Here is a 26173-nt window from a genome sequence, read left to right on the forward strand (position 1 = left end):
GCACCTGCGAAGAAGGCAGCTCCTGCGAAGAAGGCAGCTCCTGCGAAGAAGGCAGCTCCTGCGAAGAAGGCAGCTCCTGCGAAGAAGGCAGCTCCTGCCAAGAAAGCCGCAGCTCCGGCCAAGAAGGCAGCCCCCGCAAAAAAAGCTGAGCCGGCTAAAACGCCGGCAGCCCCAGCTGCCCCTGCGGCCCAAACCAAGCTCAACCCACAGGCTGCCTGGCCGTTTCCGACGTCCAGCAAGCCCTGAAATCGCCCTCGCGGCGATGACTTGGCAAGCCCGACGCGCAAGCGTCGGGCTTTTTTACGTCCGCTCTCGACAGCGCCCGACGAGCCGCAGCGGACCCTGTACGTTCAGTTGTTGGCCGCCGGCAGCGTGTAGTTCTGTCCCCCGCGGCTGGCGATCTTGGTGGCACCCATGCGGTTGCCCAGCTCGGCGCAACGCTGCAATGACCAGCCTTGTTCCAGGCCGTGCAGCAGGGCCGCCCGAAACGCATCCCCACAGCCGGTGGGATCCAGCACCTCGGTCGCGGACACCCCGGGGACAACGGTCTTCTGCCCGTCGCTCCAGACTTCGCAACCCTGTTCGCCCAGGGTGACGATGAGGCCGCGCACCTTGGCCGCCACCGCTTGCAGCGTGAGCCCGGTGCGGTCCGACAGCATCCGCGCCTCGTAGTCGTTGACCGCGACCCAGCTGGCCAGCTCGATGAACTGGGTCAGCTCTTCCCCATTGAACATGGGCAGCCCCTGCCCCGGGTCAAACACAAACGGCACGCCCGCCGCATGCAGTTGCCGGGCATGGGACAGCATGGCCTCGCGGCCATCGGGCGCGATGATGGCCAGGGCGATGTCCTCGCGCTGGGGTACCGGGTTCTCGTGCGCCTGGGACATGGCCCCCGGGTGGAACGCGGTGATCTGGTTGTTGTCGCGGTCGGTCATGATCATGGCCTGGGCGGTGTAGCTGTCGGCCGACGTGGACACATGCCGGGTGTCCACCCCCAGCGACTGGAGCCGCGCAAGGTACTCCTGCCCATCGCTGCCCAGCGTGGCCAGTGGCACGGCCTGAGCACCCAGCTGACGCAGGCCGTAGGCAATGTTGCCCGCACACCCCCCGTACTCGCGACGCAGGCCCGGCACCAGGAACGACACATTGAGGATGTGCAACTGGCTGGGCAGGATCTGCTCGGCGAAGCGACCCTCGAAGGTCATGATGGTGTCAAACGCCAGGGAACCGCAAATGAGGATGGACATGGGTGTGTTTCAAACAGTCAAGGATAAAAAACCAGCGCGCGGTATCCGGCCATGGGGGAAGCGCCCGCGTCGTTGATGGACAGGCGCAGGCTCAACGGCAGGGAGCCCTGGGCGGGCAGCAGTGTGGGCCCGCCGGGCAGTTCTTCGGGCAGGAACACCCGCCGGGACAACACGGCATCGCGCGCGTCGGTGAGACTGAGCTCCAGCGCCGGCACGGCCACGGGCATGGACGCGTTGTTCTTGAGCACCAGATCAAAGGAATAGAAGTTGCCGAGCCGGCGCACCAGGGTCGAGCTGTCGATCACCACGGCATCGATCTGCCGCACCGGCCCCACCTCGCAGCCGAGCGGCTCGCACAGCAGGGACAGCAGCGGCGCCAATGCCGGCTGCCGCGCGGCCAACTGGTCCCGGTTGTGCAAGGACCATTGCACCACCAGGGCCGTCGCCAGCAGCACGACCAGCGTCGCCAGCAGGGCGCGCATGCCCGGCGTGTGCCAGAACGCGCGCCGCCGCGCCTGCCGCATGAAACCGGGCTCGAGAGGCACCTCCGCAACCTCCTCGTCCTCGTCGGCCGAGGCTTCCGGTTTGGGCGCGAGCGGTTTGCTGACCGGTGGTGGGGCAGGCACCGCGGGGCGCGTTGGGACACGGGCGGGTTTCGGCTTTGGCATCGCCTCCGACGCAGGCGCTTGAGCAGGTGCCGGTGCCACCGCCGACTCGACCGCGGCCGCAGCGGATGCGGCGGCAAAGCGCCGCAACTCGGCATGAAAATCGGCCTCTTCGTCCTCCTCCGTGTTGAGCAACAAGGAATGCGAACCGGCCACCAAACCGCCTCTGGGCCGTGGAGCAACCACCCGATCCGTCCGGATCGTGCGCCCGGCGGAAGCGATGGCCGGCGTTGGCAGCCCCTCGCCCGGCCCTGGGCCGCGCACCTCCTCGCCCATCGGTTCCTCCGAAGGCGCCGGGCCCGAGAGCCAGTCACCCTTCTCATCGTCCTCGGACCGATCTTCCGCAGGCAGGGCCGGCGGTTCAGCGGCACGACGCGCATCGGTGGCCGCCGGCGCTGCGCCACCCGCGGGTCGCTTTGGGTCGCGGATGGCCGACGTTTGCACGGCACGGTCCGGGCCGGCCAGTGGCGAGCGGACGGCATCCTCAAACGATGCGCCGGTACCGACCGAGGCCGCTCCAGGCGCTGGCGCCCGCAGATCCGATGGCTCACCATTCGCCTGCTGCGGCGTGGACACCGGGGGTTTCCAGGTGTCCAGGTACAAGGTGGCGTCGAACACGTCGGCGCAGTGACCACAACGCACCCAGCCATCGGAAATCTTGAGCTGGTCGGGAACGACCTTGAACATCGTTCCGCAGGCAGGACAGCGGGTGGTGAAACTCATGCGGCGATTATTGCAGGCCGTCGGGCCGCCCCCAGGCGGCCCGCAGGACGCTCAGCCCACGGCAACAGAGACAGCGATACGGCATCGCCCACGGGTCGAACAGCCGCTCAGACCCGGGCGGCGGTCATCAGAATCCAGCCGTCTTCTTCATCGCTGACCTCCAGCGCCAGCCAGGGCGCATAGGCCTCGCGCAGCTCGTCGGCCTGGCGTGCCAGGATGCCCGCCATCACCAGATGCCCCCCCTGGCCGACATGGGCGCAGAGCAAGGGCGCCAGCACCTTGAGCGGCGTGGCCAGGATGTTGGCCAGCACCAGGTCGAAAACACCCTGGGCCAGCTCCGGCAGGCCGGTCTGCAGGTCCACGTGGTTGGCCGCGGCGTTGAGCCGGGTCGACTCCACCGCGGCGGGATCGATGTCCACCGCGACGATCTCGCCCGCGCCGAACTTGGCCGCGCCAATGGCCAGGATGCCCGATCCGCAGCCGTAGTCCAGCACACGCTGGCCGGCCACGGGGTGGGAAGCGGTCCAGCGCAGGCACATGCGGGTGGTCGGGTGGGTTCCGGTGCCAAAGGCCAGCCCCGGGTCGAGCCGTATCACTTGTTGTGCAGCTGGGGGCGGCTCGTGCCAGCTCGGCACGATCCAGAAACTGGGCGTGATCTCCACCGGCGCAAACTGCGACTGTGTCAGCCGCACCCAGTCCTGCTCGGGCACAGCCTGCACGCCCAGCACCTCACAGCCTTCGAAGAAATCCTGCGCCGCCAACAGATTGGCCGCTTCGCGCGCGGCCGCCTCGGCAGAAAACAGCGCCACCACCCTCGAACGCTGCCAGCCCTCTTTGGGCGGCGGCATGCCGGGCTCGCCAAACAGCGCCTGCTCGGCCGGCGTCAGGGCATCGGCGTCTTCGACCGAGGTGCTCAGCGCGTCGAGCGCGTCCAGGGCGTCGCTCACCGGCTCCACGGCCGCTTCGGGCACCAGCAGCACCAGCTCAAAAAGAGACCCAGCCGGCGGCTGGGTCTGGGAGGCAAGATCAGCGTTCACGTTGGGAAAGCCACTCTTCAAGGTAGTGGATGTTGGTTCCACCGGCGACAAAGCTGGCGTCCACCATCAACTCGCGGTGCAGCGGGATGTTGGTCTTGATGCCCTCGATCACCGTCTCGGCGAGCGCGGTGCGCATGCGGGCCAGCGCCTGTTCGCGCGTGTCGCCGTGCACGATGATCTTCCCGATCATCGAGTCGTAGTGGGGCGGCACGAAATAGTTGGCGTAGGCGTGCGAGTCCACGCGCACCCCGGGACCGCCTGGCGCGTGCCAGGTGGTGATGCGCCCGGGCGAAGGCGTGAACTTGTAGGCGTCTTCCGCGTTGATGCGGCACTCGATGGCATGGCCACGCAGCTGGATCTGGCGTTGTGTGAACGGCAGTTTTTCGCCCGCCGCCACCGCGATCTGGGTGCGCACGATGTCCACGCCCGAGATCCATTCCGTCACCGGGTGCTCCACCTGCACCCGGGTGTTCATCTCGATGAAATAGAACTCGCCGTTCTCAAACAGGAACTCGAAAGTACCGGCACCCCGGTAGCCGATCTTCTTGCAGGCGGTGGCGCAGCGCTCGCCGATCTTCTCGATCAGGCGGCGCGGAATGCCCGGCGCAGGCGCTTCCTCGATCACCTTCTGGTGGCGACGCTGCATGGAGCAGTCGCGCTCGCCCAGGTAGACCGCGTTGCGGTGGGTGTCGGCGAGGATCTGGATCTCGATGTGGCGCGGGTTCTGGAGAAACTTCTCCATGTACACCTCGGGATTGCCGAACGCAGCGCCCGCCTCCGCCTTGGTGGTCTGCACCGCGTGCAGCAAAGCCGCTTCGGTGTGCACCACGCGCATGCCACGCCCGCCGCCACCACCCGCGGCCTTGATGATCACCGGATACCCCACGGCCTTGGCGGTGCGTTTGATGACCGCCGGATCGTCCGGCAGCGCGCCCTCGGAGCCGGGCACGCACGGCACGCCCGCGCGGATCATGGCCTGCTTGGCCGACACCTTGTCGCCCATGAGGCGGATCGACTCGGGTGTGGGACCGATGAAGGTGAACCCGCTCTTTTCCACCCGCTCGGCAAAGTCGGCGTTCTCCGACAGAAAACCGTACCCCGGGTGGATCGCCTCGGCATCGGTCACCTCGGCCGCCGAAATGATGGCCGGCATGTTGAGGTAACTGAGGGACGACTGCGCCGGCCCGATGCAGACCGACTCGTCGGCCAGCCGCACGTATTTGGCGTCGCGGTCGGCTTCGGAATACACCATCACCGCCTTGATGCCCATTTCGCGGCAGGCGCGCTGCACACGCAACGCGATCTCCCCCCGGTTGGCGATCAGGATTTTTTTGAACATGGAGGACTGTGCTGGTTATTCGATGACGTAGAGAGGCTGGCCGTATTCCACCGCCTGGCCGTTCTGCACCAGGATCTGGGTCACCGTGCCGGACTTGTCGGCCTCGATCTCGTTGAGGATCTTCATCGCCTCGACGATGCAGATGGTCTCCCCTTCCTTGATGGTGTCACCCACCTCCACGAACGGCTTGGCGCCGGGACTGGCCGCGCGGTAGAAGGTGCCCACCATGGGCGATTTGACGGTGTGCCCGACCGGGCCGGCAGGAGCGGCCGCCACCGGCGTGGTTTCCACCGCAGGCACCGCGGCAGGCGCGGCCATGGGTGCCGGGCTGGGCGCCATCGTGTAGGTCACCGGGGCGGCCATGCCCACGGGTGCGCTCTTGACGATGCGAACCTTGCCCTCGGCCTCGGTGATTTCCAGCTCGGACACGTTCGACTCGGATACCAGGTCGATCAGGGTCTTCAGTTTTCTCAAATCCATGATTTCTCCAACGAATATCGGTCAAATTGACTCAAATGCAGACAACTTCATTGAAGTCGAGGCGCGCCAACCCGCCGGGGTGCGCAGTGTACACGATGGCGCGGGCGTTTTGTGCGTTGAAATGGCCCGCCCCGTGAGCAGTCGCTCTGCGGCTAAAAACCCGCCACCTGACGCAAGATGGGCGAACTTTACCCGGTTTTTCACGTTGTTCCCTGCGATGGGATCAACGGCGCTGGACGCCACATTCCTAACCCAAAATCGCTGAGAGACACCCCTGCAGATTCATCCGAGCCCGGACCACTGGGACAGATCGGCGTCGGACAATTGCCCGATTTTTCGATGCAGCACCGTCCCGTCGCGGCCAAAAACCACCGTGAACGGCAGCCCACCACCGAGGTTGCCCAGTGACCGACTGATTTCGATGCCCGCGAACCCGGCCATGGCCACCGGAAACGCCAGGGGCAGCTTGCGCAGAAAGCCCTGCACCGCACCCGGCTGGTCCACCGCCAGCCCCAGCACCTGCCAGCCTTCTCTGGCATGGGCCTGGTAAAAAGCATTGAGCAGCGGCAGTTCCTCCACACAAGGGGGGCACCAGGTGGCCCAGAAGTTGACCAGCAGCGGCCGGCCCCGAAACGGTTCCAGCGCCACGGGCTCCCCACCGGGCCCTTGGTACCGGCCCGCCCAGAACGCCGCCTCGGCTTCGCTGGCAAGGTCGCCGGGCCGCAGCCGCCACCAGGCCACACCGGCACCGGCAACACCCGCCGCCGCCGCGACGCCTCCCATCCACAGCGTGCGTCGTTTCATGCTCGGTCGTCCGGGTGTGTGTTGTCGGCGCTCAGCAAGGCCCGCAGGGCCTGGGCGTCCCCACGCGGCCTGCGGCCTTGGTTGTCGGGTTTGAGGGCACCGCGCAGATCGTCCAGGTCGTGCACCATCAAGTGCACCAGCACCCAGCCGTTCAATGCCTCGCAACGCACCCGCAAGCTCAGAGCATCCACCGGGTCGCCACGCCAGCCAGTCACCGTGCCCGGGTGGTAATCCACCTTGCGGTCCAGCAAGGCCCATTCCGCCGCCTTGGGGTCCTCGCAGAACAACTGGATATAGATGTCGCTGTGGCGGGTGGCCGTGCCGTGCCAGACCGCGCCGCCCAGGTGTGGGTGGAAATCCGCCAGCCGCTCCAACCACAGCAAGGCCACTTCGCGCAAGGCGCGCAATTCCACGGCCTGGGTATCGGGGCAGAAGATGTCGATGTATTCACGCACCGCCTCGTCCATGGCGGCGTTGTCGGGCCAGGAAACGCGCGCCGACAGGCCCAGCTGGCGGCCGGCCCGTCGCTTGGCCGCGGCGTATTCCAACCCCTCCTCCACCACGAAACGGGCGGCGGTGGCAGCGATCTCGGCGCTCTGGTTCGCTCGTAAGACATCCATCGGGCGATTGTGCACCGGGCCATTCGCCCGCCCGGTCAGAGTCCGCCATGGGCACAGGGCTGAGGGCCGGAGCCCCGCCTAAAATCACCCGATGCATATACACATTCTGGGCATTTGCGGCACCTTCATGGGCGGTCTGGCCGCGCTCGCCCGCGAGGCCGGCCACCGCGTCACCGGCTGCGATGCCGGCGTCTACCCTCCGATGAGCGACCAGTTGCGCGCCCTGGGCATCGATCTGATCGAAGGCTACGGCGCCGACCAGATGGCGCTGAAGCCCGACGTGTTCGTGGTCGGCAATGTGGTCAGCCGCGCCCGGCTGACCGACGGCACACCCAAGTTTCCGTTGATGGAGGCCATTCTGGACGCGGGCGCCGCTTACACCAGCGGCCCGCAATGGCTGGCCGAACACGTGCTGCTGGGTCGCCATGTGCTGGCCGTGGCCGGCACCCACGGCAAGACCACCACCACCGCCATGCTGACCTGGATCCTGGAAGCCAACGGCCTGAACCCGGGTTTTCTGGTCGGCGGTGTGCCCATGAATTTCGGGGTGTCGGCAAGACTGGGCTGCGGGGCGGCTGCGCGCTCTGCGCAGGTCAAGGAGGAGCCCGCGCAGCGGGCGGGGGACACGGAGCAGAGCGCGCAGCCGCCCCGCAGCCCACCACTCTTCGTGATTGAAGCGGATGAATACGACACGGCGTTTTTCGACAAACGCAGCAAGTTCGTCCATTACCGCCCCCGCACCGCCGTCCTCAACAACCTCGAGTTCGACCACGCAGACATCTTCGACGACCTCAAGGCCATCGAACGCCAGTTCCACCACCTGATCCGCACCGTGCCCGGCACCGGCCGGGTGGTGGTCAACGGCCTGGAGGAGAGCCTGGAACGCGTGCTGCACCAGGGCCTGTGGAGCGAACTGCGCAGCTTCGGCGCGGCCGTCAGCGATTTCACCGCCGTGGGCGAACCCCATGCCTTTGATGTGCTGGAGCGCGGCCAGCCGGTCGCGCGCGTGGAGTGGGCGCTCACCGGCGTGCACAACCAGCTGAACGCCCTGGCCGCCATCGCGGCGGCCGAGCACGTGGGGGTTTCACCCGCCGACGCGGCGCGGGCGCTGGCACGGTTCGAGAACGTGCGCCGCCGCATGGAGGTCCGGGGCACGGTACAGCGCAACGGAGAACCGATCACGGTCTACGACGATTTCGCCCACCACCCGACCGCCATCCGCACCACGCTGGATGGTCTGCGCCGGCGTCTGGGCGGTCCCTCCACCGGCGAGGGCGGGCGCATTCTGGCGGTGTTCGAACCCCGCAGCAACACGATGAAACTGGGCACCATGAAATCGCAACTGCCCTGGAGCCTGGAGGCGGCCGATCTGGCGTTCTGCCACACCGGGGGGCTCGACTGGGACGCGGTCGAGGCGCTGCGACCCATGGGTGAACGGGCCAGCGTGGCCCGCTCCATCGACGAGCTGGTGGCACAGGTCAGCGCGGCCGCTCGCGGCGGTGACCATATTGTCTGCATGAGCAACGGCGGGTTTGGCGGCGTGCACGCGCGGCTGCTGGCCGCTCTGGAGCTGCGGTCCCCCAGCGATTGACCGCGCCTGACGGCCGCAGACGCGGCGCGCCGGGTCGCTTCAGTAGCCCAGGGTCTGCGTGGGAATGTCCACCGTGACCACGGGCTTGGCCAGTGCGGCGCTGGTGGCGCGAGCAAACGCCAACGCCCAGGCGCGGTGGGCCGGGTCGCGGAAACGCTCTTCGCCCGCGGCCTGCGCAACCCCGAGGATCTTGTCCGCGGTGAGCACCTTGCCGGTCAGGCGGATGGGCTCACAGCCGAAGAACGTGAACTGCTCGTCCAGCCAGGAGCGCGCCAGCTCGTGCGGCATGGGCTGCACCTCCTCCAGATCAAAGCGGTAGATGGACGGTTCACCCCAACTCACAGTGACATGGCTGCGCATCTTGCGGACTCCTTGGATACGGTAGTGGGTACCTGACCATTGTGCATCGGGCCCTGCGCGGTTGCCAGTGCCGCCCCCCGCGTCATCCTTCGTCGACCACCGACGGCCCGGCGGATTTCCCCGCAACCGTGCGCAGCGGCGAGTGTGGCATTTCGCGCAGGATGCTCGACGGAGGCACCATCGGGTCGGACTGATCGGAGTGACCGGTGCGCAACAGGGCGTCGGGGTTCGGGTCGGCCTGGTCAAAATGCAGCGCCACAAGCGCGCGCCTGACCGCGGGCTCGGCGCGCCGGGCGCTGTCGGCATCGGTGGTCAGGCCGCCGGCGTGGTACAGCGAGGCCAGGTGGTGCGCCAACTCGCTTTCGGCAATGCCGGTGCGGCGACACAGGCTGTCGAAGACGGCGGGACGCACCATCAATTCGCGCATCAGGCTCAAATGCACTTCGTCGAACCAGCGGGCGGGCACGCGGGGGACACGCCGCAGATACACCGTGCGTTCGCGGTAGCGCGCGGGCAGCACGTCGCGCAGGGTGCGCACGGCGTAGGTCCACATGACCCGGTGCAGGGGCAGGCGCATGAACGAGGACGGGATGTCGGCCGCGCCCGGCGGGCGGCGCACCCATTCGGCCATCGCCAGGTCCACGGGGCGCGCGGGGATGAACAGGCCGGACTGCCAGCGGTCCAGGTCAATCACGGCCAGCAAACGCCCCTCGTGGGTCACGTGGATCACGCCCCCTTTGAACTGCCCCACGCGCTCCAGCAGCAGCGAGCCCAGCGCAAACTGGCTGCGCAGCGGGCGCAGCCAGGCCTCAAACCGCTGCAGCCGCTGGCGCACACTGTTCTCGTCGTCCGATTCGAAAAACTCGGCCGACGCAAACCCCTCAGGCAGCGGTGTGGCAAACGCCAGCGGACGATCCACCTCGGCGCGGTTGAGCGCCAGACGCTCGTCACCGCCGTGCGGATGGCGGATCACCACCGCATCCCGCCCCAGCACCTCGACCGACTCCCCACAGATCATCCAGGCATCGGCCAGATGGGGGTCGCAGCCGCGCCACTCGGGCCAGCCGGCTTGGACCTGCCCGGCCCAGGCCAGCAGGCGCGATTGATCCGGCTCGGAAAAACCCAGCAAACCCAAACGCAATACAGGTTGCTCCACACACACTCCAGCGGTCAGCGACCAATCCAGTGCACCGTGCCCACGACGACCGTGGACACGCCAGGCCACCAACGCGGTGGTATCGGCCTCTGTTACAGATTATGAAGCACCGATTTGTGGAGCGGGCCGCAGCCGCAGAGCCCTATTTGCCGCGCTGGCGCGCAGCCTGCACCGCCTGGGACAGCACTTCCAGTGCCTGCAACGAATCGGTCCAGCCCAGGCAGGCATCGGTGATGCTCTTGCCGTAAGCGAGCTGGTCCACCCGGTCCTTGCCCGGCGTGAACTTCTGGGCGCCGGCCTCGATGTGGCTTTCGATCATCACGCCAAACACACTGCGGGATCCGCCCGCGATCTGTGCGGCGATGTCGCGCGCCACCTCCAGCTGCTTTTCGTGCTGCTTGCTGCTGTTGGCGTGGCTGCAGTCCACCATCAAACGGGGGACCAGCCCGGCCGCCTCCAGGTCTTTCACGGCCGCGGCCACATGGGTGGCGTCGTAATTGGGCGCCTTGCCCCCGCGCAGGATCACGTGGCAGTCCTTGTTGCCGTTGGTCTGCACGATGGCGACCTGGCCGTTCTTGTGCACCGAGAGGAAATGGTGGCCGCGCGCGGCGGCCTGGATGGCGTCGGTGGCGATGCGGATATTGCCATCGGTACCGTTCTTGAAACCGATCGGTGCCGACAGCCCCGAGGCCAGTTCGCGGTGCACCTGACTCTCGGTGGTGCGTGCACCGATCGCCCCCCAGGCGATCAGGTCCCCAATGTATTGCGGCGAGATCACGTCCAGGAACTCGCTGCCGGCGGGCATGCCCAGGCGGTTGATCTCGATCAGCAGCTGGCGCGCGATGCGCAGCCCTTCGTCGATGCGGTAGCTTTCATCGAGGTAGGGGTCGTTGATCAGCCCCTTCCAGCCCACCGTGGTGCGCGGCTTCTCGAAATACACGCGCATGACGATCTCCAGCGTGTCGGCGTAGCGCTCGCGCATGGGCTGCAGGCGCCGGGCGTAGTCCACGGCCGCGGCCGGGTCGTGGATGGAGCAGGGACCGATCACCACCAGCAGGCGGTCGTCCTGCCCGCGCAGGATGTTGTGAATGCGCTGGCGCGTCTGGGTGATCAGGGCTTCCACCGGCGTGCCGCCGATGGGGAAAAAACGGATCAGGTGTTCGGGAGGCGGGAGCACGGTGATGTCCTTGATGCGTTCGTCGTCGGTCTGGCTGGTTTTGTCGACAGGACGCGCATGCCAGGCATCGCTGCTGGCGGGGTGGGTCTGGGCATTCATCGCGGGGCTCCTCGGAAGTGGGTTGCAGTGGAATGACAGGGCCAAAAAAAACCGCCGGGCTTTGGGCTCCGGCGGTTTGTTCGAGATTCGGTGATGCGCTTACAGCCTCGCCTCTCGTCCGCCAGGGACAGAGAACCAAAAATAAAAGGCAAAGAAGGCGAAGCGCGAAGACATGGGATCGAAATGTAGCACAGGGCGGCGGGGGTGCCGCTCTTCAAGCCGTGCCGCCGACGGTCAGACCGTCGATGCGCAGCGTGGGCTGGCCCACACCCACCGGCACGCTCTGGCCTTCCTTGCCGCAGGTGCCCACGCCGCTGTCCAGGCGCATGTCGTTGCCGATCATGCTCACCTTCTTGAGCGACTCCGGACCGCTGCCCACCAGCGTGGCGCCCTTCACGGGGTACTGGATCTGGCCGTTTTCCACCCAGTAGGCCTGGCTGGCGGAGAAAACGAACTTGCCGCTGGTGATGTCCACCTGGCCGCCACCGAAGTTGGTGGCGTACAGGCCCTTCTTGATGCTGGCCACGATCTCGTCCGCGCTCTTGTCGCCACCGAGCATGTAGGTGTTGGTCATGCGCGGCATGGGCACGTGGGCATAACTCTCGCGCCGGCCGTTGCCGGTGGGCTTCACCCCCATCAGACGGGCGTTCATGGCGTCCTGGATGTAGCCACGCAGGATGCCGTCTTCGATCAGCACGTTCTTCTGCGAGGTGTGGCCTTCGTCGTCCACGTTGAGCGAGCCGCGGCGGTCGGCAATGGTGCCATCGTCGAGCACGGTCACGCCCTTGGCGGCCACGCGCTGGCCGATGCGGCCCGCGAACGCGCTCGAGCCCTTGCGGTTGAAATCACCTTCAAGGCCATGGCCCACGGCCTCGTGCAGCAGCACGCCGGGCCAGCCGGGGCCGAGCACCACCGTCATCTCGCCCGCGGGTGCCGGGCGCGCATCGAGGTTGGTGAGTGCCGCGGACACCGCTTCGTCCACATAGGACTGCACCATGGCGTCGTCGAAATACGCCAGCCCGAAACGGCCACCACCGCCGGAGGAGCCGATTTCGCGCCGACCTTTCTGCTCTGCGATGACGGTGACCGACAAGCGGATCAGGGGGCGCACATCGGCGGCCAGGGTGCCGTCGGCGCGGGCCACCAGCACCACATCGTGTTCGGCCGCCAGACCGGCCATGACCTGCACCACGCGGGGGTCCTTGGCCTTGGCCAGGCGCTCCACCTTTTCCAGCAACGCGACTTTGGCGGTGCTGTCCATGGTGCCGATGGGGTCCAGGCCCGGGTAGAGCGAGCGCGATTTCGACACCTTGACCGCGGGCACCCGCACCTTGCGGCCCTGCCCTTGCGCCGAGATGGAGCGCACCGTGTGGGCGGCGTCGATCAACGAGTCCCAGGACAGGTCGTCCGAATAGGCAAACGCGGTCTTTTCGCCGCTGACGGCGCGCACGCCCACGCCTTGGTCGATGCTGAAACTGCCGGTCTTGACGATGCCCTCTTCCAGGCTCCAGCCCTCGCTGCGGGTGGTCTGGAAATACAGGTCGGCGTCGTCCACGCCGTGCGACATGATCTCGCCGAGCGCACGCTGCAGGTGGGACGGACTCAGACCAAAGGGTTCGAGCAGCAGGGTCTGTGCGGTGGCCAGACGGGCCAGGGTGGGTTCGCGAGCAATCATGAGGACATTGTAAGAAGGAGCGGGTCCGCGCGCTGGCGGCAAGGTCATGGGCCCGCGGCAAGCGACCGGTGGTCGGCGCCCCCTCGGCGTGGGCGGCTGCGTCAGGCGCTGGCCGGCCGGCGCAGCAGGGTCAACAGCGCCGCATCGTCCTGCTCGGCCAGCCCGGCCGCATGGGCCTGGGCGAACACGGTGGCGGCGCGCGCGCCCAAGGGGCCCGTGAAGCCGGCCGCCGTGGCGGCTTCCACCGCCAGCCGGGTGTCTTTTTCCAGCAGCGTCACGTGGGCGCGCGGCGCGAAGTCGTCCGCCAGGGCTCGGCGCATGCGGTCCGAACCGATCCAGCTCTGGCCGCTGGACTGCTCGATCACCGACAAGGTGGTGCCCAGGTCCAGCCCCAGGCGCTCGGCCAGCGCCAGCACCTCGGCCGCGCCCACCAGGTTGATGCCCGCCAGCAGGTTGTTGACCAGCTTGGTGCGCGCGCCATCGCCCACCCGCTCGCTGACGCGAAACTGCTTCGATGACAGGGCGTCGAGCAGGCCGGCGTGGCGCGCGAGCACGGCGTCTGGCGCGGCCAGCATCAGGCTCATGCCGCCGTCGCGCGCCCGCGCCGGACCGCCGGACATGGGGGCATCGATGCAGTCCACCCCAAGCGTGGCGAGCGCCGAGGCCAGGCTTTCGGCGTCCTGCGGGGCGATGGTCGGGCACAGCATCACGGTCTGACCCGCGCGCAACGCCGGCGCAGCCCCCTGCGCGCCCAGCAGCACCTCGAACGACTGCCCGGCATCGACCACGCAGACGATCAGCACGCCGTCGGGCGCCAACGCGCGGGCAGCCGTCTCGGGCGTGTCGGCCAGGTGGGCGCCGGCATCCAGCGCTTGTTGCTGCCGCAACGGGTCGATGTCGCACACCACCACGGTCCAACCCTGTTCACACAGCCGCGCCGCCATGGCGCCGCCCATGTTCCCAGCACCGACCACGGCCACCTGAACCAGGGGCAGCGACCCACGCAGCGGCGGAGCGTGGGAGCTCTGACGATCCGGCGCCGGGCCGCCCCCAGCCGGATCAGCCCCCTCGGGGGGCAGCGACCCGCGCAGTGGCGGAGCGTGGGGGCCCGTACTCGCACTCATGATTGCATCAAGCGCTTGGACTTGGCGATCGACATCAGAATGCCCAGCCCCACCCCCAGCGTCACCATGGCGGTGCCGCCGTAACTCACGAACGGCAACGGCACGCCCACCACCGGCAGGATGCCGCTGACCATGCCCATGTTGACGAAGGCGTAGACGAAGATGTTGAGCGTGATGGCCCCGGCCAGCAGCCGGGCGAACAGCGTGGGCGCCTCCACCGCGATCAACAGCCCACGCACGACCAAGAAGATGAAGCCCGCCATCAGGCCCAAGGTGCCGGCCAGGCCGAACTCTTCCGAGAACGCCGCGTAGATGAAGTCCGTGGTGCGCTCGGGGATGAATTCCAGGTGGGTCTGTGTGCCCTGCATGAAACCCTTGCCCCAGACGCCGCCCGAGCCGATGGCGATCATGCCCTGGATGATGTGAAAACCCTTGCCCAGCGGGTCCTTGGACGGGTCCAGCAGGGTGCAGATCCGCTGGCGCTGGTACTCGTGCAACACCTGCCAGTCCACCCCGGGGGCGCACCATTGCGGCTCCATCGCGATCAGCGTGGCGATGCCGATGACGCCAATGACCACCGGGGGCAGGATCAGCTTCCAGCTCAGGCCGGCAAAGAAGATGACGAAAACGCCTGAGGCCAGCACCAGCAGGGCGGTGCCCAGATCGGGTTGCTTGAGGATGAGCGCGGCGGGCACCGCCAGCAGCACCACGGCCACCACGAAGTCCAATGGCTTGAGCAGGCCCTCGCGGCGCTGGAACCACCAGGCCAGCATCAGCGGCATGGCGATCTTCATGAGTTCGCTGGGCTGGATGACGACACCCACGTTGAGCCAGCGCTGCGCGCCCTTCTTTTCGATGCCGAACAGAAACACCGCCAGCAACAACAACACGCCCACCGTGTACAGCGGCACGGCCAGCGCCATCAGGCGCTGCGGGGGCACCTGGGCCACGAGGAACAGCACGCCCGCGGCCAGCAGCATGTTGCGACCGTGGTTGGCAAAACGGGTTCCGTGGTCGAAGCCCACCGAATACATGGTCACGAGGCCGGCCGCGGCCATGAGCAGCACGGCCAGCGCGAGCGGGCCGTCAAAACCCTGAAAAATCGGGGCGATGCGTTGCAGCAGGGTGGGTTTGTCGAAAGTCGCGGCCATGAAGCCCGATTATCCTTCGCCCCATGATTCCCCCTGCTGCCACCACCCACCTGCTCTACCTGCACGGCTTCCGTTCGTCGCCCCGATCCATGAAGGCGCAGAAAGTGGCGGCGCGCGTGCGGCAGCGGCACCCGGGCGTGACCTGGTGGTGCCCCCAGTTGCCGCCCTCGCCGCGCGAAGCCATGGCCCTGGTGACCGAGGGCACCGCCGACTGGCCCCGGACCACCATGGCCGTGGTGGGGTCTTCGCTGGGCGGGTTTTACGCCCGCTGGCTGGCACTGCAAACCGGTTGCCGCGCCGCGCTGCTGAACCCGGCGGTGTTCCCGGCGCGCGATCTGGCGGCATACATCGGCGAACAGACCGCCTGGCACGACCCGCAGGAGCGCTTTTTCTTCCAGCCCGGTTTCGTGGACGAACTCCGCACGCTGGAAGCCGACATCGCGCGCCTGTCGCCGCCGCACCCGGCCTCGCCCGGGCGGCAGTTCGCCATCGTGGCGCAGGGCGACGAGGTGCTGGACTGGCGCGAGATGCGGGCTTTCTGCGCCGGTGGCGAGCTTCGCCTGTTGCCCGGGAGCGACCACGCCATCAGCGACTTCGATGCGCACATCGACGCGCTCTTCGACTTCCTGGCCCTGGCGACCTGAACCTGGCGGCGCCCATCCGTGCGCATGGGACAATCGCGCCCATGCACATTCTGTTCGATGAAGCCGGCAAATTGATGACCGGCCGCCTGCTGTCCGAAGCCGAAAGTTCCCTGCAGGTGGAGCTCGATTCGGGCAAACGCGTGAAGGTCAAGGCCACCAACGCCTTGCTGCGCTTTGACAAACCCGCCCCCGCCCAGCTCATGCCCGCCGCCAGCGCGCTGGCCGAGAGCATGGAGCTGGAGTTGGCCTACGAGTTCGCGCCCGAGGACGAGTTCGGTTTTGCCGAGCTGGCGCGCGAGTACTTCAGCGCCAGTGCGGGCACCGCCGAACAGGTCGCCGCCCTGCTCTGCCTGCAGGGTGCGCCACACTACTTCCGCCGCGCCGGCAAGGGGCGCTACAAGAAAGCGCCGCCCGAGATCCTGGCGCAGGCGCTGGCCGCGATCGAAAAGAAAAAGCAGGTGCAGGCGCAGATCGAGGCCTGGGCCGCCGAGCTGGCCAGCGGCCAGTGCCCGCAACCCGTGCGCGAGCAGCTCTACAAGATCCTGTTCAAGCCCGACAAGAACGGTCCCGAATACAAGGCCGTGGTGGAGGCCGCGCGCAACAGCCACACCGCGCCGCTGGCGCTGCTGCGCAACGCCGGTGCCATCACCAGCGCCTACCAGTTCCACTGGCAGCGTTTCCTGTTCGACCAGTTCCCCAAAGGCACGGGCTTCCCGGCGCTGCAGGCGCCCGCCATCGCCGACGAGCTGCCGCTGGCCACCGTGCAGGCCTTTTCCATCGACGACTCGCACACCACCGAGATCGACGACGCGCTCTCGCTGCAGGGCCTGGGCAGCGGCACCGTCACGCTGGGCGTGCACATCGCCGCGCCCGGCCTGGCCATCGTGCCCGACAGCGCCATCGACCAGGTGGCGCGCCACCGCCTGTCCACGGTCTACATGCCGGGCCACAAGATCACCATGTTGCCCGACGAGGTGGTGCAGACCTACACCCTGATGGCCGGGCGCGACTGCCCGGCCGTGTCGCTCTACGTCACGTTCGACGAAGCCACGCTCGAACCCAAGGACAGCCGCACCGTGCTGGAGCGTGTGCCGATCGCGCTGAACCTGCGCCACGACCAGCTCGACACCGTGATCACCGAAGACTGGCTGAGCGACGGTGCCACCGCTGGCGATGCGGCCCCCGAGATTGCCGCGCTGCAGCCCACACTGGCCTTCATCTTCCGCCTGGCGCGCCACCTGAAGGCGCAGCGCGAGGTGGTGCGCGGCAAGCCGGAGAACTTCAACCGGCCCGACTACACCTTCAAGCTCACCGGTGTGACTGGCAGCGAGCCCGACGGCAGCGAAACCGTGGTGATCGGCACGCGTTCGCGCGGCGCGCCGCTGGACCTGATGGTGGCCGAGGCCATGATCCTGGCCAACAGCAGCTGGGGCCAGTGGCTGGCCGAATGCGGCGTGCCCGGCATCTACCGCAGCCAGGCCAGCCTGGCGCCCGGCGTGAAGGTGCGCATGGGCACCAAGGCGCAGCCGCACGCGGGCATCGGCGTCAAGAGCTACGCCTGGAGCACCTCGCCCCTGCGCCGCTACGTGGACATGGTCAACCAGTGGCAGATCATCGCCTGCGCGCGCCACGGCAAAACCGCCGCGCTCGCCGCGCCGTTCAAGCCCAAGGACGCCAACCTGTTTGCCATCATCAGCAGCTTCGACGCCGCCTACACCGCCTACAACGGTTTCCAGAACGGCATGGAACGCTACTGGACGCTCAAGCACCTGCAGCAGGCGGGCGTCTCCGAGCTGACCGCCACCCTGATCAAGGACAACCTGGTGCGCGCCGACAGCCTGCCACTGGTGCTGCCGGTGCTGGGCACCGAGGGCCTGCCGCGCGGTGCGCACGTGCGGGTGCGCCTGGGTGACATCGACGAAATGACGCTGGAGGTGGGCGGCACGGTGATCGAGCGGCTGGACCTGCCGGTGGACGAAGTGAGCGACGACAGCGCGGACGAGGGGGATGGCGACGAGGGCGACCTGGTGGCACCGCTGGCGCTGGCGATCGATCTGGACGACGGTGCGGACGCGCCCGCGGGCCCGGCCGCCGAGAGCGCCGAGCCGGCCGGGGCCGCTCCGGCGGCATGAGCCGCACAGCCCGGATAATGCGCGCGTGAAAACCGCCCTGACCTTCTTCAAGAACCTGAGCACGCTGCAGCTGGCGCTGGGCGTGTCGGTGGCCGTGCACGCGGCGCTGCTGACCGTGCGCTTCGTCGACCCGCAGAGCTTTGACCGGGTGTTCCAGGACTCGCCGCTGGAGGTCATCCTGGTCAACGCCCGCAGCGACCAGCGTCCCGACAAGGCGCTGGCGATCGCCCAGGCCTCGCTGGCCGGTGGCGGCGAATCCGACAAGAAAATCCGCGCCACCTCGCCATTGCCCCCCAACATGGTGGCGCGCGTGGGCGACACGCCCGAGGAAGACGAGCGACGGATCGAGGCGCTCAAAGAAAAACAACAACAGATCCTGGCCCAGGTGCGGCAGCAGCTGGCCAACCTGCCCCCGCCCGATCTGGAGGCGCTCAACCCCAGCCAGGCGGCGATCGAGCGCGAACAGAAGCGCCAGGCCCTGGTGAAGATCCTGGCCGAGATCGAAAAGCGCATCAACGAAGAGAACAACCGGCCCAAGAAGCGCTACATCAGCCCGGCCACGCGCGAAGAGGTGTACGCGATCTATTACGACGAACTGCGCCGCAAGATCGAGGACCGGGGCACCAGCAACTTTCCCGAGTCCGGCGGGCGCAAACTCTACGGAGATCTGACCATGGTCATCACCGTCAACCACACCGGCGCCGTGCTCGACACCGAGGTGGTGCAGTCCTCGGGCACCCCGACGCTGGACCGCCGGGCCCAGGCCATCGTGCGCAGCCTGGGCTTCGGGCGCTTCAACGAGGCCATGCGCCGCCGGGCCGACCAGATCGTGGTGGTGTCGCGTTTTCGCTTCACGCGCGACGCGACCTTGCAGACACAAATGACCAGTCAGTAAATGACCACCCCCGCGTCGCTTCGCGCCACCCCCTCAAGCGGGCAACACCTGCGGCCCGTCCTGAGCCTGTCGAAGGGCGGTTCCACGGCGTTCTGGCTGAACGCCCCCTCTGCACTGGATCGGTCCCTGGCATGAAATCCATCGGTCGTTGGTTGTTGTGGGTGCTGCTCGCCGGTCTGGCGCTGCAGCTGTTTTTCGTGCTGCGCATCGCGCTCATGGTGGTGATCGATCCGCAGAGCACGGCGTTCATGCGCTCCGAGGCCTGGCAGGTCGCCCGCGGGAGCCTGACCACGGACAAGAACTGGCGCTGGTCGGCCCAGTGGGTGGACTACGACCAGATCAGCCCGCACCTCAAGCGCGCGGTGATGGCGTCCGAGGACGCAGGGTTCGCCGACCACGGCGGTGTCGACTGGGAGGCCATCGAGTCGGCCTGGACCAAGAACGAACGCCGCCAGCAACTGGCCGAAAAGCGCATCGAAGAGCTCGAACGCCGTCTGGCCAAAAAGCCCGAGGTGGCCGAAGCCGCGCTCAAGGCCGTCAAGCCCCCCAAGATCATCGGTGGCTCCACCATCACCCAGCAGCTGGCCAAAAACCTGCTGCTCTCGGGCGAACGCAATCTGATGCGCAAGGGGCAGGAACTGGTGCTCACGCTCACGCTCGAAGCCCTGCTGAGCAAGGAACGCATCCTGGAGATCTATCTCAACAGCGTGGAGTGGGGCGAAGGCGTGTTCGGCGCGGAGGCCGCGGCGCAGCGTTACTTCAAGAAGCCCGCCGCCAAACTCAGCGCCTATGAAGCGGCCCGGCTGGCGGTGATGCTGCCGTCGCCGAAGTTTTTCGAGACCCGCCAGGGTTCGGCCTATCTCGCGCGGCGTGCCGGCACCATCGTTGCACGCATGGGCGCCGTGAGCGCTCCATGAGGTTTCCATGAACTGGCGTGCCCAAGCCATGAGCACCTTCCTGCTCTGGCTGGTGCGCCTGCTCACCGGCGCCCAGGCGCGCTGGTACGGCTGCCCGCCCAAGGCCGAACAGCGCATCTATTTCGCCAACCACCAGAGCCACGCCGATCTGGTGCTGATCTGGGCCGCGCTGCCCCAGGAGCTGCGCAGCATCACCCGCCCGATCGCCGCGCGCGATTACTGGACCGCCTCGCCGTTCAAACGCTGGATCACCACCGAGGTGTTCAACGCGGTGTATGTGGAACGCGAGCGCAAGGGCGACGAGGACCCGCTGCAGCCGCTCATCAACGCGTTGGACAGCGGCGACTCGCTGATCCTGTTCCCCGAAGGCACGCGCGGCCACGACGAAGACCCGCAACCGTTCAAGTCGGGCCTGTACAACCTGGCCCAACGCTTTCCCGGCGTGGTGCTGGTGCCGGCCTGGATCCACAACGTGCAGCGCGTGATGCCCAAGGGCGAGGTGGTGCCGGTGCCGGTGCTGTGCTCCGTCACCTTTGGCGCCCCCTTGGCGCTGGGGGTGGACGAACCGCGCACCGCCTTCCTGACCCGCGCGCGCGACGCCGTCATGGCGCTGAGGGACGTATGAACCGCCACGCCGCCGCCTGCACCCGCCCACGGTTCGTGTCCCGGAGGGCACGCGGATGACGTCTTTCCTGCGCAGCCTCAGCGCCGATCAGCAGGTCAGCCTGGTGTTCGTGCTGCTGTTTGGCCTGCTGCTGATCGCCAGCGGTGTGGGGGTGCTGCTGTCGCTGCGCGAACGCCGCGCGGGCGATGACGACACCCAGACCGCGCGCGCCCTGCGGTTGCGGGACAACCAGGCGCTGCTGCGCAGTTCGTGGGTGATGGCGCTGGTGTTCTGGGTCGGCTGGGTCATGGGCGAAGGCGTGGCCATCGTGTTGTTCGGCCTGGTGTCGTTTTTCATCCTGCGCGAGTTCATCAGCCTCTCGCCCACGCGCCGCGGCGACCATCGCAGCCTGGTGCTGGCCTTCTTCACCGTGCTGCCCCTGCAATACGCGCTGGTGTGGACCGAACGCTTCAACCTCTTCACCGTGTTCATCCCGGTCTATGTCTTCCTGGCGATCCCGGTGGTGAGTGCACTGGGCAACGACCCGCAGCGCTTCCTGGAGCGCAACGCCAAGCTGCAGTGGGGCATCATGGTCTGCGTCTACGGCATGAGCCATGTGCCGGCCCTGCTGCTGCTGAATTTCCCGCGCTTCGCCGGCAAGACCGCGTTCCTCGTGTTCTTCCTGGTGCTGGTGGTGCAGACCTGCATGCTGGTGCAGCACCTGACGGCGCGGCGCCCGCACCGGCCCGTGGCCCCGGCCATCAGCGGCAGCTTTCATTGGCGCAGCTGGGCCCTGGGGCTCGCCGCCGGCGGTCTGCTGGGGGCGGCGCTGGCGGGCCTGACACCGTTCAAGCCTCTGCCGGCCATGGCCATGGCGCTGGTGGCCTGCGCGGCCGGCTCGTTCGGGCACCTGGTCATGAAGGCCATCAAACGCGACCGCGGCGTGACCCACTGGGGATCGGCCAGCCGCTCGGTCACCGGGGCCAGCGGCCTGCTCGACCGCGTGGACGCGCTGTGTTTCGCCGCGCCGGTGTTCTTCCATTCGGTGCGCTGGACCTTCAACCTATGAGAATCCTCGGCATCGACCCCGGCCTGCAATGCACCGGCTTTGGCGTGATCGACACCGAAGGCGCGGCGCTGCACTACGTGGCCAGCGGCACCATCCAGACCAGCCCGAAAGACGGCGCCCTGCTGCCCGAGCGGCTGAAGATCCTGTTCGACGGCATCTCCGAGGTGGTCAAGCGCTACCAGCCCGAGACCTCGGCCTGCGAGATCGTGTTCGTCAACGTCAACCCACAGGCCACGCTGCTGCTGGGCCAGGCGCGTGGTTGCTGCCTGACCGCGCTGGTGGCCAACGGGCTGCCCGTGGCCGAATACACCGCGCTGCAGTTGAAGAAGGCCGTGGTCGGCTACGGTCGGGCCGACAAGGCCCAGATGCAGGAGATGGTGAAGCGGCTGCTGCAGCTGCCGGGCCTGCCCGGCAAGGACGCCGCCGACGCCCTGGGCCTGGCCATCACCCATGCGCAGGTGGCACGCTCGGTGGCGGCCATCAACAAAGTGAGTCCGCTGCAGGCGCGCACACACGCTGCGTACAAGAGCGGCCGGAACTATTGACGCTCTTGCAGCCCCTGCCGAGGACGCGCTGCCAGCCCAGAACACCGTGGAACCGGCTTTGCCGGGCCACAGGTGTTGCCCCTTGGGGGGTGACGCGAAGCGGCGCGGGGGGATCGCTAAAGAAGACGTTCAAGGAAAAGAACGCCAAAGAAGCCGAGTGCGGCGATCAGGTTCCATTTGAGGATCTTGATGCCCCAGGTTCTGTAATGTTGCTGGCCGGTGCCGATGTAGAAGGCGAAACACGCGCCGGCCGCGAGCAAGAGAAAGAAGACGGCGAAGCGGAACAACAGCATGGGCGCGCGCCTACCAGGCCGGGGCGAGCTGGGCGAAGCCTTTCGGGGCCTCGCGCTCGTGCTCAAAGCTCACCACCTCGTAGGCATCGGGTCGGGCCAGCAGGGCCCGCAGCAGCTGGTTGTTCAAGGCGTGGCCGCTGCGAAACGCGGTGTAGGCCGCCAGCAGCGGTTTGCCCACGATGTACAGGTCGCCGATGGCGTCAAGGATCTTGTGTTTGACGAATTCGTCCTGGTAGCGCAGGCCGTCGGCGTTGAGCACCTTCACATCGTCCATCACGATGGCGTTGTCCAGCCCGCCGCCCATGGCCAGCCCGTGCGAACGCATCATCTCCACGTCGCGGGTGAAGCCGAAGGTGCGTGCACGCGCGATCTCGCGCGCGTACTGGCCACTGCCGAAATCGAATTCGACCCGCTGGCCGGTGGAGCTCACGGCGGGGTGGTCGAACTCGATCTCGAAGCTGAGCTTGTAGCCGTGGTACGGCTCCAGCCGCGCCCACTTCAGGCTGCGCCCCTCGCCTTCGCGCACCTCCACCGGTTTGATCACCCGGATGAAGCGCTTGGGCGCCTTCTGCATCACGATGCCGGCGCTTTGCAGCAGGTAGACGAACGAGGCCGACGAGCCGTCGAGAATGGGCACCTCTTCGGCGGTGATGTCAACGTACAGGTTGTCCAGCCCCAGGCCGGCGCAGGCGCTCATCAGGTGCTCCACCGTGTGCACCTTGACGCCGCCGTTGGAGATGGTGGAAGCAAGCCGGGTGTCCGACACCGACTCGGCCGTCACGGCGATGTCCACCGGTTCGGGCAGGTCGACGCGGCGGAACACGATGCCCGTGTCCGGCGCGGCCGGGCGCAGCGTCAGCTCCACCCGCTGACCGCTGTGCAGGCCCACGCCGACGGCTTTGGTCAGGGATTTGAGGGTACGTTGCGCAAGCATGGGTCGATTTTAATTTTCCGGGCGATTTCGTGCTGACCAGGAAAACTATCCCGGCGATATCCGAAAACAAGATCCACCCGCGAGCCACGACGCCCCACGCGAGAAGTGCCCCCCGTCGGGAACACCGCGGAACCGGCTTCGCCGGGCCGCAGGTGTTGCCCCCTGGGGGGTGACGCCGCAGGCGGCGCGGGGGGAGTCAATCCGCCTGTTTGCGCAGAAAGGCCGGGATCTCGAAATCGTCCATGCCGCCCGAGGCCAACGCATCCACCTTGGCCGCGGCCTGGGTGCGGTTGGTGCGCCAGACGCTGGGCACGGCCATGGAGTTGTAGTCGGGCTGGGCCATGCCCGCGCCCGGGCCACCCACGGCGGCGTTGACGGTGGGCACGTTGAACGGCACGTTGTCGGTGCCGGTGCGCAGCACCTGCAGCGGCGGCGCGGTGCGGCGCACGCCCTGGCGGCTCAGACCCGTGGCCACCACCGTGACGCGCATCTCGTCGCCCAGGCTGTCGTCGTAGGCGGCGCCGTAGATCACGTGCGCGTCCGGCGAAGCGTAGGCGCGGATGGTGTTCATGGCCAGCTTCGATTCGGACAGCTTGAGCGATCCCTTGGCCGCGGTCACCAGCACCAGCACGCCCTTGGCACCGGAGAGGTCGATGCCTTCAAGCAGCGGGCAGGCCACGGCCTGCTCGGCGGCGATGCGCGCGCGGTCCGGGCCGGCGGCGACCGCGGTGCCCATCATGGCCTTGCCGGGTTCGCCCATCACGGTGCGCACGTCTTCGAAGTCGACGTTGACGTTGCCGTACTCGTTGATGATCTCGGCGATGCCGCCCACGGCGTTCTTCAACACGTCGTTGGCGTGGGCAAAGGCCTCGTCCTGCGTCACGTCGTCGCCCAGCACTTCGAGCAGCTTCTCGTTGAGCACCACGATCAGCGAGTCCACGTTGGCTTCGAGTTCGGCCAGGCCGTTGTCGGCATTGGTCATGCGGCGGCCACCTTCCCAGTCGAAGGGTTTGGTGACCACGCCCACGGTGAGAATGCCCATCTCCTTGGCCACGCGGGCGATCACGGGCGCCGCGCCGGTGCCGGTGCCGCCACCCATGCCGGCGGTGATGAAGAGCATGTGCGCGCCGTCGATGGCGGTGCGGATCTCGTCGACGGCGAGCTCGGCGGCCTCGCGCCCCTTTTCAGGCTTGCTGCCAGCGCCCAGGCCGGTGGTGCCGAGCTGAATGGTGCGGGTGGCCGCGCTGCGGGCGAGGGACTGCGCGTCGGTGTTGGCGCAGATGAACTCCACGCCTTGCACGGCACGCGAGATCATGTGTTCCACCGCGTTGCTGCCGCCACCGCCAACGCCGATGACCTTGATCTGGGTGCCCTGGTTGAATTCTTCCACTTCAATCATTTCGATGCTCATGGCTCTCTCCTGTTGTTGCCCTTGAACCCGAGGTTCGGGGCGGTTTTCATTCAAAAAATCAGATTCGGTTCGTTGCGCTGTGAGGTGCCTCAGCCAGGCGGTCCGGTGCAGACCCGACATCGGGACCGCGGTCTGGGCCGGGTGCGCGGGGTCAAGGGCACCAGCGAACTGGCTCCGCCAAGCGACAGCTGGCGCCCCTCTGGGGTGGAGACGCGCCGAAGGCGCGGTGCAGGGGTGATCAATGGCTTCATCAGAAGGTCCCCACAAACCAGTTTTTGATGCGTTCCAGTGCGCTTTGCATGGAACCCGCTTTCTGGGCCACCTTGTGGCCACGCACACGCGCCATGCGCGCCTCCTCCAGCAGACCCATGACCGTGGCGGCGCGCGTCTGCGCCACCATGTCCGAGAGCGCGCTGGCGTAGTTCGGAATGCCCCGGCGCACCGGTTTCAGGAAGATGTCTTCCCCCAGTTCCACCATGCCGGGCATGACGGCGCTGCCACCGGTGAGCACGATGCCCGAGGACAACACCTCCTCGTGGCCGGAGTCGCGCACCACCTGCTGCACCAGCGCAAAGATCTCCTCCACCCGCGGTTCGATCACGCCAGCCAGCGCCTGGCGGCTGAGCATGCGTGGGCCACGATCGCCCAGACCGGGCACCTCGACCTGCTGGTCCGGGTCGGCCAGCAGCTGCTTGGCGCAGCCGTGTTCGACCTTGATGTCCTCGGCGTCCTTGGTCGGCGTGCGCAGCGCCATGGCGATGTCGCTGGTGATCAGGTCGCCCGCGATCGGGATCACCGCCGTGTGGCGGATCGCGCCGCCAGCGAAGATCGCCACGTCGGTGGTGCCCGCGCCGATGTCCACCAGCGCCACGCCCAGCTCCTTTTCGTCGTCGGTCAGCACCGCCTGGCTCGACGCCAGCGGGTTGAGCATGAGCTGGTCCACCTCCAGGCCGCAGCGGCGCACGCACTTGATGATGTTTTCGGCCGCGCTCTGCGCGCCGGTAACGATGTGCACCTTGGCTTCGAGCCGGATGCCGCTCATGCCGATCGGCTCCTTCACTTCCTGGCCGTCGATCACGAATTCCTGCGGCTCGACCAGCAGCAGGCGCTGGTCGGTCGAGATGTTGATGGCCTTGGCGGTTTCGATCACACGCGCCACGTCGGCCGGCGTGACCTCACGGTCCTTGATGGCCACCATGCCGCTGGAATTGATGCCGCGGATGTGGCTGCCGGTGATGCCGGTGTAGACGCGGGCGATGCGGCAATCGGCCATCAGCTCGGCTTCTTTCAACGCCTGCTGGATGCTCTGCACGGTGGCGTCGATGTTGACCACCACGCCGCGCTTGAGGCCGTGGCTGGCCGACACGCCCAGGCCCGCGAGCTTGAGTTCGCCGTTGGCTTGGACCTCGGCCACCACCACCATGATCTTGGCGGTGCCAATGTCGAGTCCGACCACCAAATCCTTGTATTCCTTGGCCATG

At 67.5% G+C, this 26173-nt stretch carries 25 protein-coding genes and 1 pseudogene; 9 read left to right on the forward strand and 17 right to left on the reverse strand.

Annotated elements, in window-relative coordinates; genetic code table 11:
- Positions 1–246, forward strand: a pseudogene (locus tag AC07YZ_RS10025) (histone); the annotation flags it as partial.
- Between the two features lie 104 nt (positions 247–350).
- On the opposite strand, the gene AC07YZ_RS10030 reads toward AC07YZ_RS10025, so the two are convergent.
- The 7 genes from AC07YZ_RS10030 to AC07YZ_RS10060 form a co-directional block, all read right to left on the reverse strand.
- The gene (locus tag AC07YZ_RS10030; RefSeq protein WP_226491556.1) at positions 351–1247 is read right to left on the reverse strand and encodes a carbohydrate kinase family protein; all 897 of its coding nucleotides are present in this window, start codon (positions 1245–1247) and stop codon (positions 351–353) included.
- Positions 1248–1264: 17 nt separating this feature from the next.
- Positions 1265–2635, reverse strand: a complete 1371-nt coding sequence (locus AC07YZ_RS10035) for a DUF3426 domain-containing protein (protein WP_494794632.1) — start codon at positions 2633–2635, stop codon at positions 1265–1267.
- A gap of 107 nt (positions 2636–2742) precedes the next feature.
- Positions 2743–3672, reverse strand: a complete 930-nt coding sequence (gene prmA, locus AC07YZ_RS10040) for a 50S ribosomal protein L11 methyltransferase (protein WP_494794633.1) — start codon at positions 3670–3672, stop codon at positions 2743–2745.
- On the reverse strand, positions 3662–5011 hold the full coding sequence (accC, locus tag AC07YZ_RS10045; protein ID WP_494794634.1) for an acetyl-CoA carboxylase biotin carboxylase subunit: 1350 nt from the start codon (positions 5009–5011) through the stop codon (positions 3662–3664). Before accC ends, prmA begins: the two co-directional genes overlap by 11 nt.
- Positions 5012–5026: 15 nt before the next feature.
- Entirely contained in the window at positions 5027–5491 is a 465-nt protein-coding gene (gene accB / locus AC07YZ_RS10050) for an acetyl-CoA carboxylase biotin carboxyl carrier protein (protein WP_226491552.1), read from the reverse strand.
- A 282-nt stretch (positions 5492–5773) separates the two neighbouring features.
- Entirely contained in the window at positions 5774–6295 is a 522-nt protein-coding gene (locus AC07YZ_RS10055) for a TlpA family protein disulfide reductase (protein WP_494794635.1), read from the reverse strand.
- Complete coding sequence (locus AC07YZ_RS10060) at positions 6292–6915, reverse strand: hypothetical protein (RefSeq protein ID WP_494794636.1); 624 nt, start codon at positions 6913–6915, stop codon at positions 6292–6294. The genes AC07YZ_RS10055 and AC07YZ_RS10060 overlap by 4 nt, the downstream gene beginning before the upstream one ends.
- A gap of 91 nt (positions 6916–7006) precedes the next feature.
- On the opposite strand from AC07YZ_RS10060, the gene mpl reads away from it, so the two are divergent.
- Complete coding sequence (gene mpl / locus AC07YZ_RS10065) at positions 7007–8506, forward strand: UDP-N-acetylmuramate:L-alanyl-gamma-D-glutamyl-meso-diaminopimelate ligase (RefSeq protein ID WP_494794637.1); 1500 nt, start codon at positions 7007–7009, stop codon at positions 8504–8506.
- A gap of 39 nt (positions 8507–8545) precedes the next feature.
- Here the strand turns inward: mpl and AC07YZ_RS10070 are convergent, their stop codons facing one another.
- The 6 genes from AC07YZ_RS10070 to rodA all read right to left on the reverse strand — a co-directional run bounded on the left by AC07YZ_RS10070 (position 8546) and on the right by rodA (position 15248).
- Positions 8546–8866 carry a hypothetical protein gene (locus tag AC07YZ_RS10070; RefSeq protein ID WP_226491548.1) on the reverse strand — a complete coding sequence of 107 codons (321 nt, stop codon included), beginning with the start codon at positions 8864–8866 and terminating at the stop codon, positions 8546–8548.
- An 82-nt stretch (positions 8867–8948) separates the two neighbouring features.
- Positions 8949–10022 carry a hypothetical protein gene (locus AC07YZ_RS10075; protein ID WP_494794638.1) on the reverse strand — a complete coding sequence of 358 codons (1074 nt, stop codon included), beginning with the start codon at positions 10020–10022 and terminating at the stop codon, positions 8949–8951.
- Between the two features lie 142 nt (positions 10023–10164).
- Complete coding sequence (locus tag AC07YZ_RS10080) at positions 10165–11298, reverse strand: 3-deoxy-7-phosphoheptulonate synthase (RefSeq protein ID WP_226491546.1); 1134 nt, start codon at positions 11296–11298, stop codon at positions 10165–10167.
- A 214-nt stretch (positions 11299–11512) separates the two neighbouring features.
- A complete protein-coding gene (gene tldD / locus AC07YZ_RS10085; protein WP_226491545.1) occupies positions 11513–12973 on the reverse strand; it encodes a metalloprotease TldD in 1461 nt (486 codons plus the stop codon).
- Positions 12974–13074: 101 nt separating this feature from the next.
- On the reverse strand, positions 13075–14097 hold the full coding sequence (locus AC07YZ_RS10090) for an NAD(P)-dependent oxidoreductase (RefSeq protein ID WP_494794639.1): 1023 nt from the start codon (positions 14095–14097) through the stop codon (positions 13075–13077).
- Positions 14094–15248, reverse strand: coding sequence for a rod shape-determining protein RodA (rodA, locus tag AC07YZ_RS10095; RefSeq protein ID WP_494794640.1), 1155 nt, complete (start codon positions 15246–15248; stop codon positions 14094–14096). Before rodA ends, AC07YZ_RS10090 begins: the two co-directional genes overlap by 4 nt.
- A gap of 23 nt (positions 15249–15271) precedes the next feature.
- On the opposite strand from rodA, the gene AC07YZ_RS10100 reads away from it, so the two are divergent.
- The 7 genes from AC07YZ_RS10100 (at position 15272) to ruvC (ending at position 22054) form a co-directional block, all read left to right on the forward strand.
- On the forward strand, positions 15272–15892 hold the full coding sequence (locus tag AC07YZ_RS10100; RefSeq protein WP_494794641.1) for a YqiA/YcfP family alpha/beta fold hydrolase: 621 nt from the start codon (positions 15272–15274) through the stop codon (positions 15890–15892).
- A 41-nt stretch (positions 15893–15933) separates the two neighbouring features.
- Positions 15934–18024: a ribonuclease catalytic domain-containing protein gene (locus tag AC07YZ_RS10105; RefSeq protein WP_494794642.1), complete on the forward strand. Its 2091-nt coding sequence runs from the start codon at positions 15934–15936 to the stop codon at positions 18022–18024.
- Positions 18025–18049: 25 nt separating this feature from the next.
- Complete coding sequence (locus AC07YZ_RS10110) at positions 18050–18919, forward strand: energy transducer TonB (RefSeq protein WP_226491540.1); 870 nt, start codon at positions 18050–18052, stop codon at positions 18917–18919.
- A 131-nt stretch (positions 18920–19050) separates the two neighbouring features.
- On the forward strand, positions 19051–19836 hold the full coding sequence (locus tag AC07YZ_RS10115; RefSeq protein ID WP_226491539.1) for a transglycosylase domain-containing protein: 786 nt from the start codon (positions 19051–19053) through the stop codon (positions 19834–19836).
- Positions 19837–19843: 7 nt separating this feature from the next.
- Complete coding sequence (locus AC07YZ_RS10120) at positions 19844–20461, forward strand: lysophospholipid acyltransferase family protein (protein ID WP_226491538.1); 618 nt, start codon at positions 19844–19846, stop codon at positions 20459–20461.
- Positions 20462–20516: 55 nt separating this feature from the next.
- Positions 20517–21509: a phosphatidate cytidylyltransferase gene (locus tag AC07YZ_RS10125; RefSeq protein WP_226491537.1), complete on the forward strand. Its 993-nt coding sequence runs from the start codon at positions 20517–20519 to the stop codon at positions 21507–21509.
- Complete coding sequence (ruvC, locus tag AC07YZ_RS10130; protein ID WP_494794643.1) at positions 21506–22054, forward strand: crossover junction endodeoxyribonuclease RuvC; 549 nt, start codon at positions 21506–21508, stop codon at positions 22052–22054. The genes AC07YZ_RS10125 and ruvC overlap by 4 nt, the downstream gene beginning before the upstream one ends.
- Positions 22055–22170: 116 nt before the next feature.
- Here the strand turns inward: ruvC and AC07YZ_RS10135 are convergent, their stop codons facing one another.
- The 4 genes from AC07YZ_RS10135 to ftsA form a co-directional block, all read right to left on the reverse strand.
- A complete protein-coding gene (locus AC07YZ_RS10135) occupies positions 22171–22347 on the reverse strand; it encodes a hypothetical protein (RefSeq protein ID WP_494794644.1) in 177 nt (58 codons plus the stop codon).
- A 10-nt stretch (positions 22348–22357) separates the two neighbouring features.
- Complete coding sequence (lpxC, locus tag AC07YZ_RS10140) at positions 22358–23281, reverse strand: UDP-3-O-acyl-N-acetylglucosamine deacetylase (RefSeq protein ID WP_226491534.1); 924 nt, start codon at positions 23279–23281, stop codon at positions 22358–22360.
- Between the two features lie 196 nt (positions 23282–23477).
- Positions 23478–24692 carry a cell division protein FtsZ gene (ftsZ, locus tag AC07YZ_RS10145; RefSeq protein WP_226491533.1) on the reverse strand — a complete coding sequence of 405 codons (1215 nt, stop codon included), beginning with the start codon at positions 24690–24692 and terminating at the stop codon, positions 23478–23480.
- A 250-nt stretch (positions 24693–24942) separates the two neighbouring features.
- Positions 24943–26172, reverse strand: coding sequence for a cell division protein FtsA (gene ftsA / locus AC07YZ_RS10150; protein ID WP_226491532.1), 1230 nt, complete (start codon positions 26170–26172; stop codon positions 24943–24945).
- Position 26173 lies beyond the last annotated feature (1 nt).

The sequence above is a fragment of the Hydrogenophaga sp. GW101-3F08 genome, assembly GCF_059424585.1.

Bases quoted from the DNA above. Each gene is read 5' to 3' on its own strand.
- tldD (WP_226491545.1), bottom strand. From the start codon at position 12,973: ATGATTGCTCGCGAACCCACCCTGGCCCGTCTGGCCACCGCACAGACC.
- ruvC (WP_494794643.1), top strand. From the start codon at position 21,506: ATGAGAATCCTCGGCATCGACCCCGGCCTGCAATGCACCGGCTTTGGC.
- rodA (WP_494794640.1), bottom strand. From the start codon at position 15,248: ATGGCCGCGACTTTCGACAAACCCACCCTGCTGCAACGCATCGCCCCG.
- AC07YZ_RS10120 (WP_226491538.1), top strand. From the start codon at position 19,844: ATGAACTGGCGTGCCCAAGCCATGAGCACCTTCCTGCTCTGGCTGGTG.
- AC07YZ_RS10030 (WP_226491556.1), bottom strand. From the start codon at position 1,247: ATGTCCATCCTCATTTGCGGTTCCCTGGCGTTTGACACCATCATGACC.
- lpxC (WP_226491534.1), bottom strand. From the start codon at position 23,281: ATGCTTGCGCAACGTACCCTCAAATCCCTGACCAAAGCCGTCGGCGTG.
- AC07YZ_RS10105 (WP_494794642.1), top strand. From the start codon at position 15,934: ATGCACATTCTGTTCGATGAAGCCGGCAAATTGATGACCGGCCGCCTG.
- AC07YZ_RS10055 (WP_494794635.1), bottom strand. From the start codon at position 6,295: ATGAAACGACGCACGCTGTGGATGGGAGGCGTCGCGGCGGCGGCGGGT.
- AC07YZ_RS10125 (WP_226491537.1), top strand. From the start codon at position 20,517: ATGACGTCTTTCCTGCGCAGCCTCAGCGCCGATCAGCAGGTCAGCCTG.
- ftsA (WP_226491532.1), bottom strand. From the start codon at position 26,172: ATGGCCAAGGAATACAAGGATTTGGTGGTCGGACTCGACATTGGCACC.
- AC07YZ_RS10080 (WP_226491546.1), bottom strand. From the start codon at position 11,298: ATGAATGCCCAGACCCACCCCGCCAGCAGCGATGCCTGGCATGCGCGT.
- AC07YZ_RS10060 (WP_494794636.1), bottom strand. From the start codon at position 6,915: ATGGATGTCTTACGAGCGAACCAGAGCGCCGAGATCGCTGCCACCGCC.
- AC07YZ_RS10115 (WP_226491539.1), top strand. From the start codon at position 19,051: ATGAAATCCATCGGTCGTTGGTTGTTGTGGGTGCTGCTCGCCGGTCTG.
- accC (WP_494794634.1), bottom strand. From the start codon at position 5,011: ATGTTCAAAAAAATCCTGATCGCCAACCGGGGGGAGATCGCGTTGCGT.
- mpl (WP_494794637.1), top strand. From the start codon at position 7,007: ATGCATATACACATTCTGGGCATTTGCGGCACCTTCATGGGCGGTCTG.
- AC07YZ_RS10100 (WP_494794641.1), top strand. From the start codon at position 15,272: ATGATTCCCCCTGCTGCCACCACCCACCTGCTCTACCTGCACGGCTTC.
- accB (WP_226491552.1), bottom strand. From the start codon at position 5,491: ATGGATTTGAGAAAACTGAAGACCCTGATCGACCTGGTATCCGAGTCG.
- ftsZ (WP_226491533.1), bottom strand. From the start codon at position 24,692: ATGAGCATCGAAATGATTGAAGTGGAAGAATTCAACCAGGGCACCCAG.
- AC07YZ_RS10135 (WP_494794644.1), bottom strand. From the start codon at position 22,347: ATGCTGTTGTTCCGCTTCGCCGTCTTCTTTCTCTTGCTCGCGGCCGGC.
- AC07YZ_RS10090 (WP_494794639.1), bottom strand. From the start codon at position 14,097: ATGAGTGCGAGTACGGGCCCCCACGCTCCGCCACTGCGCGGGTCGCTG.
- AC07YZ_RS10035 (WP_494794632.1), bottom strand. From the start codon at position 2,635: ATGAGTTTCACCACCCGCTGTCCTGCCTGCGGAACGATGTTCAAGGTC.
- AC07YZ_RS10070 (WP_226491548.1), bottom strand. From the start codon at position 8,866: ATGCGCAGCCATGTCACTGTGAGTTGGGGTGAACCGTCCATCTACCGC.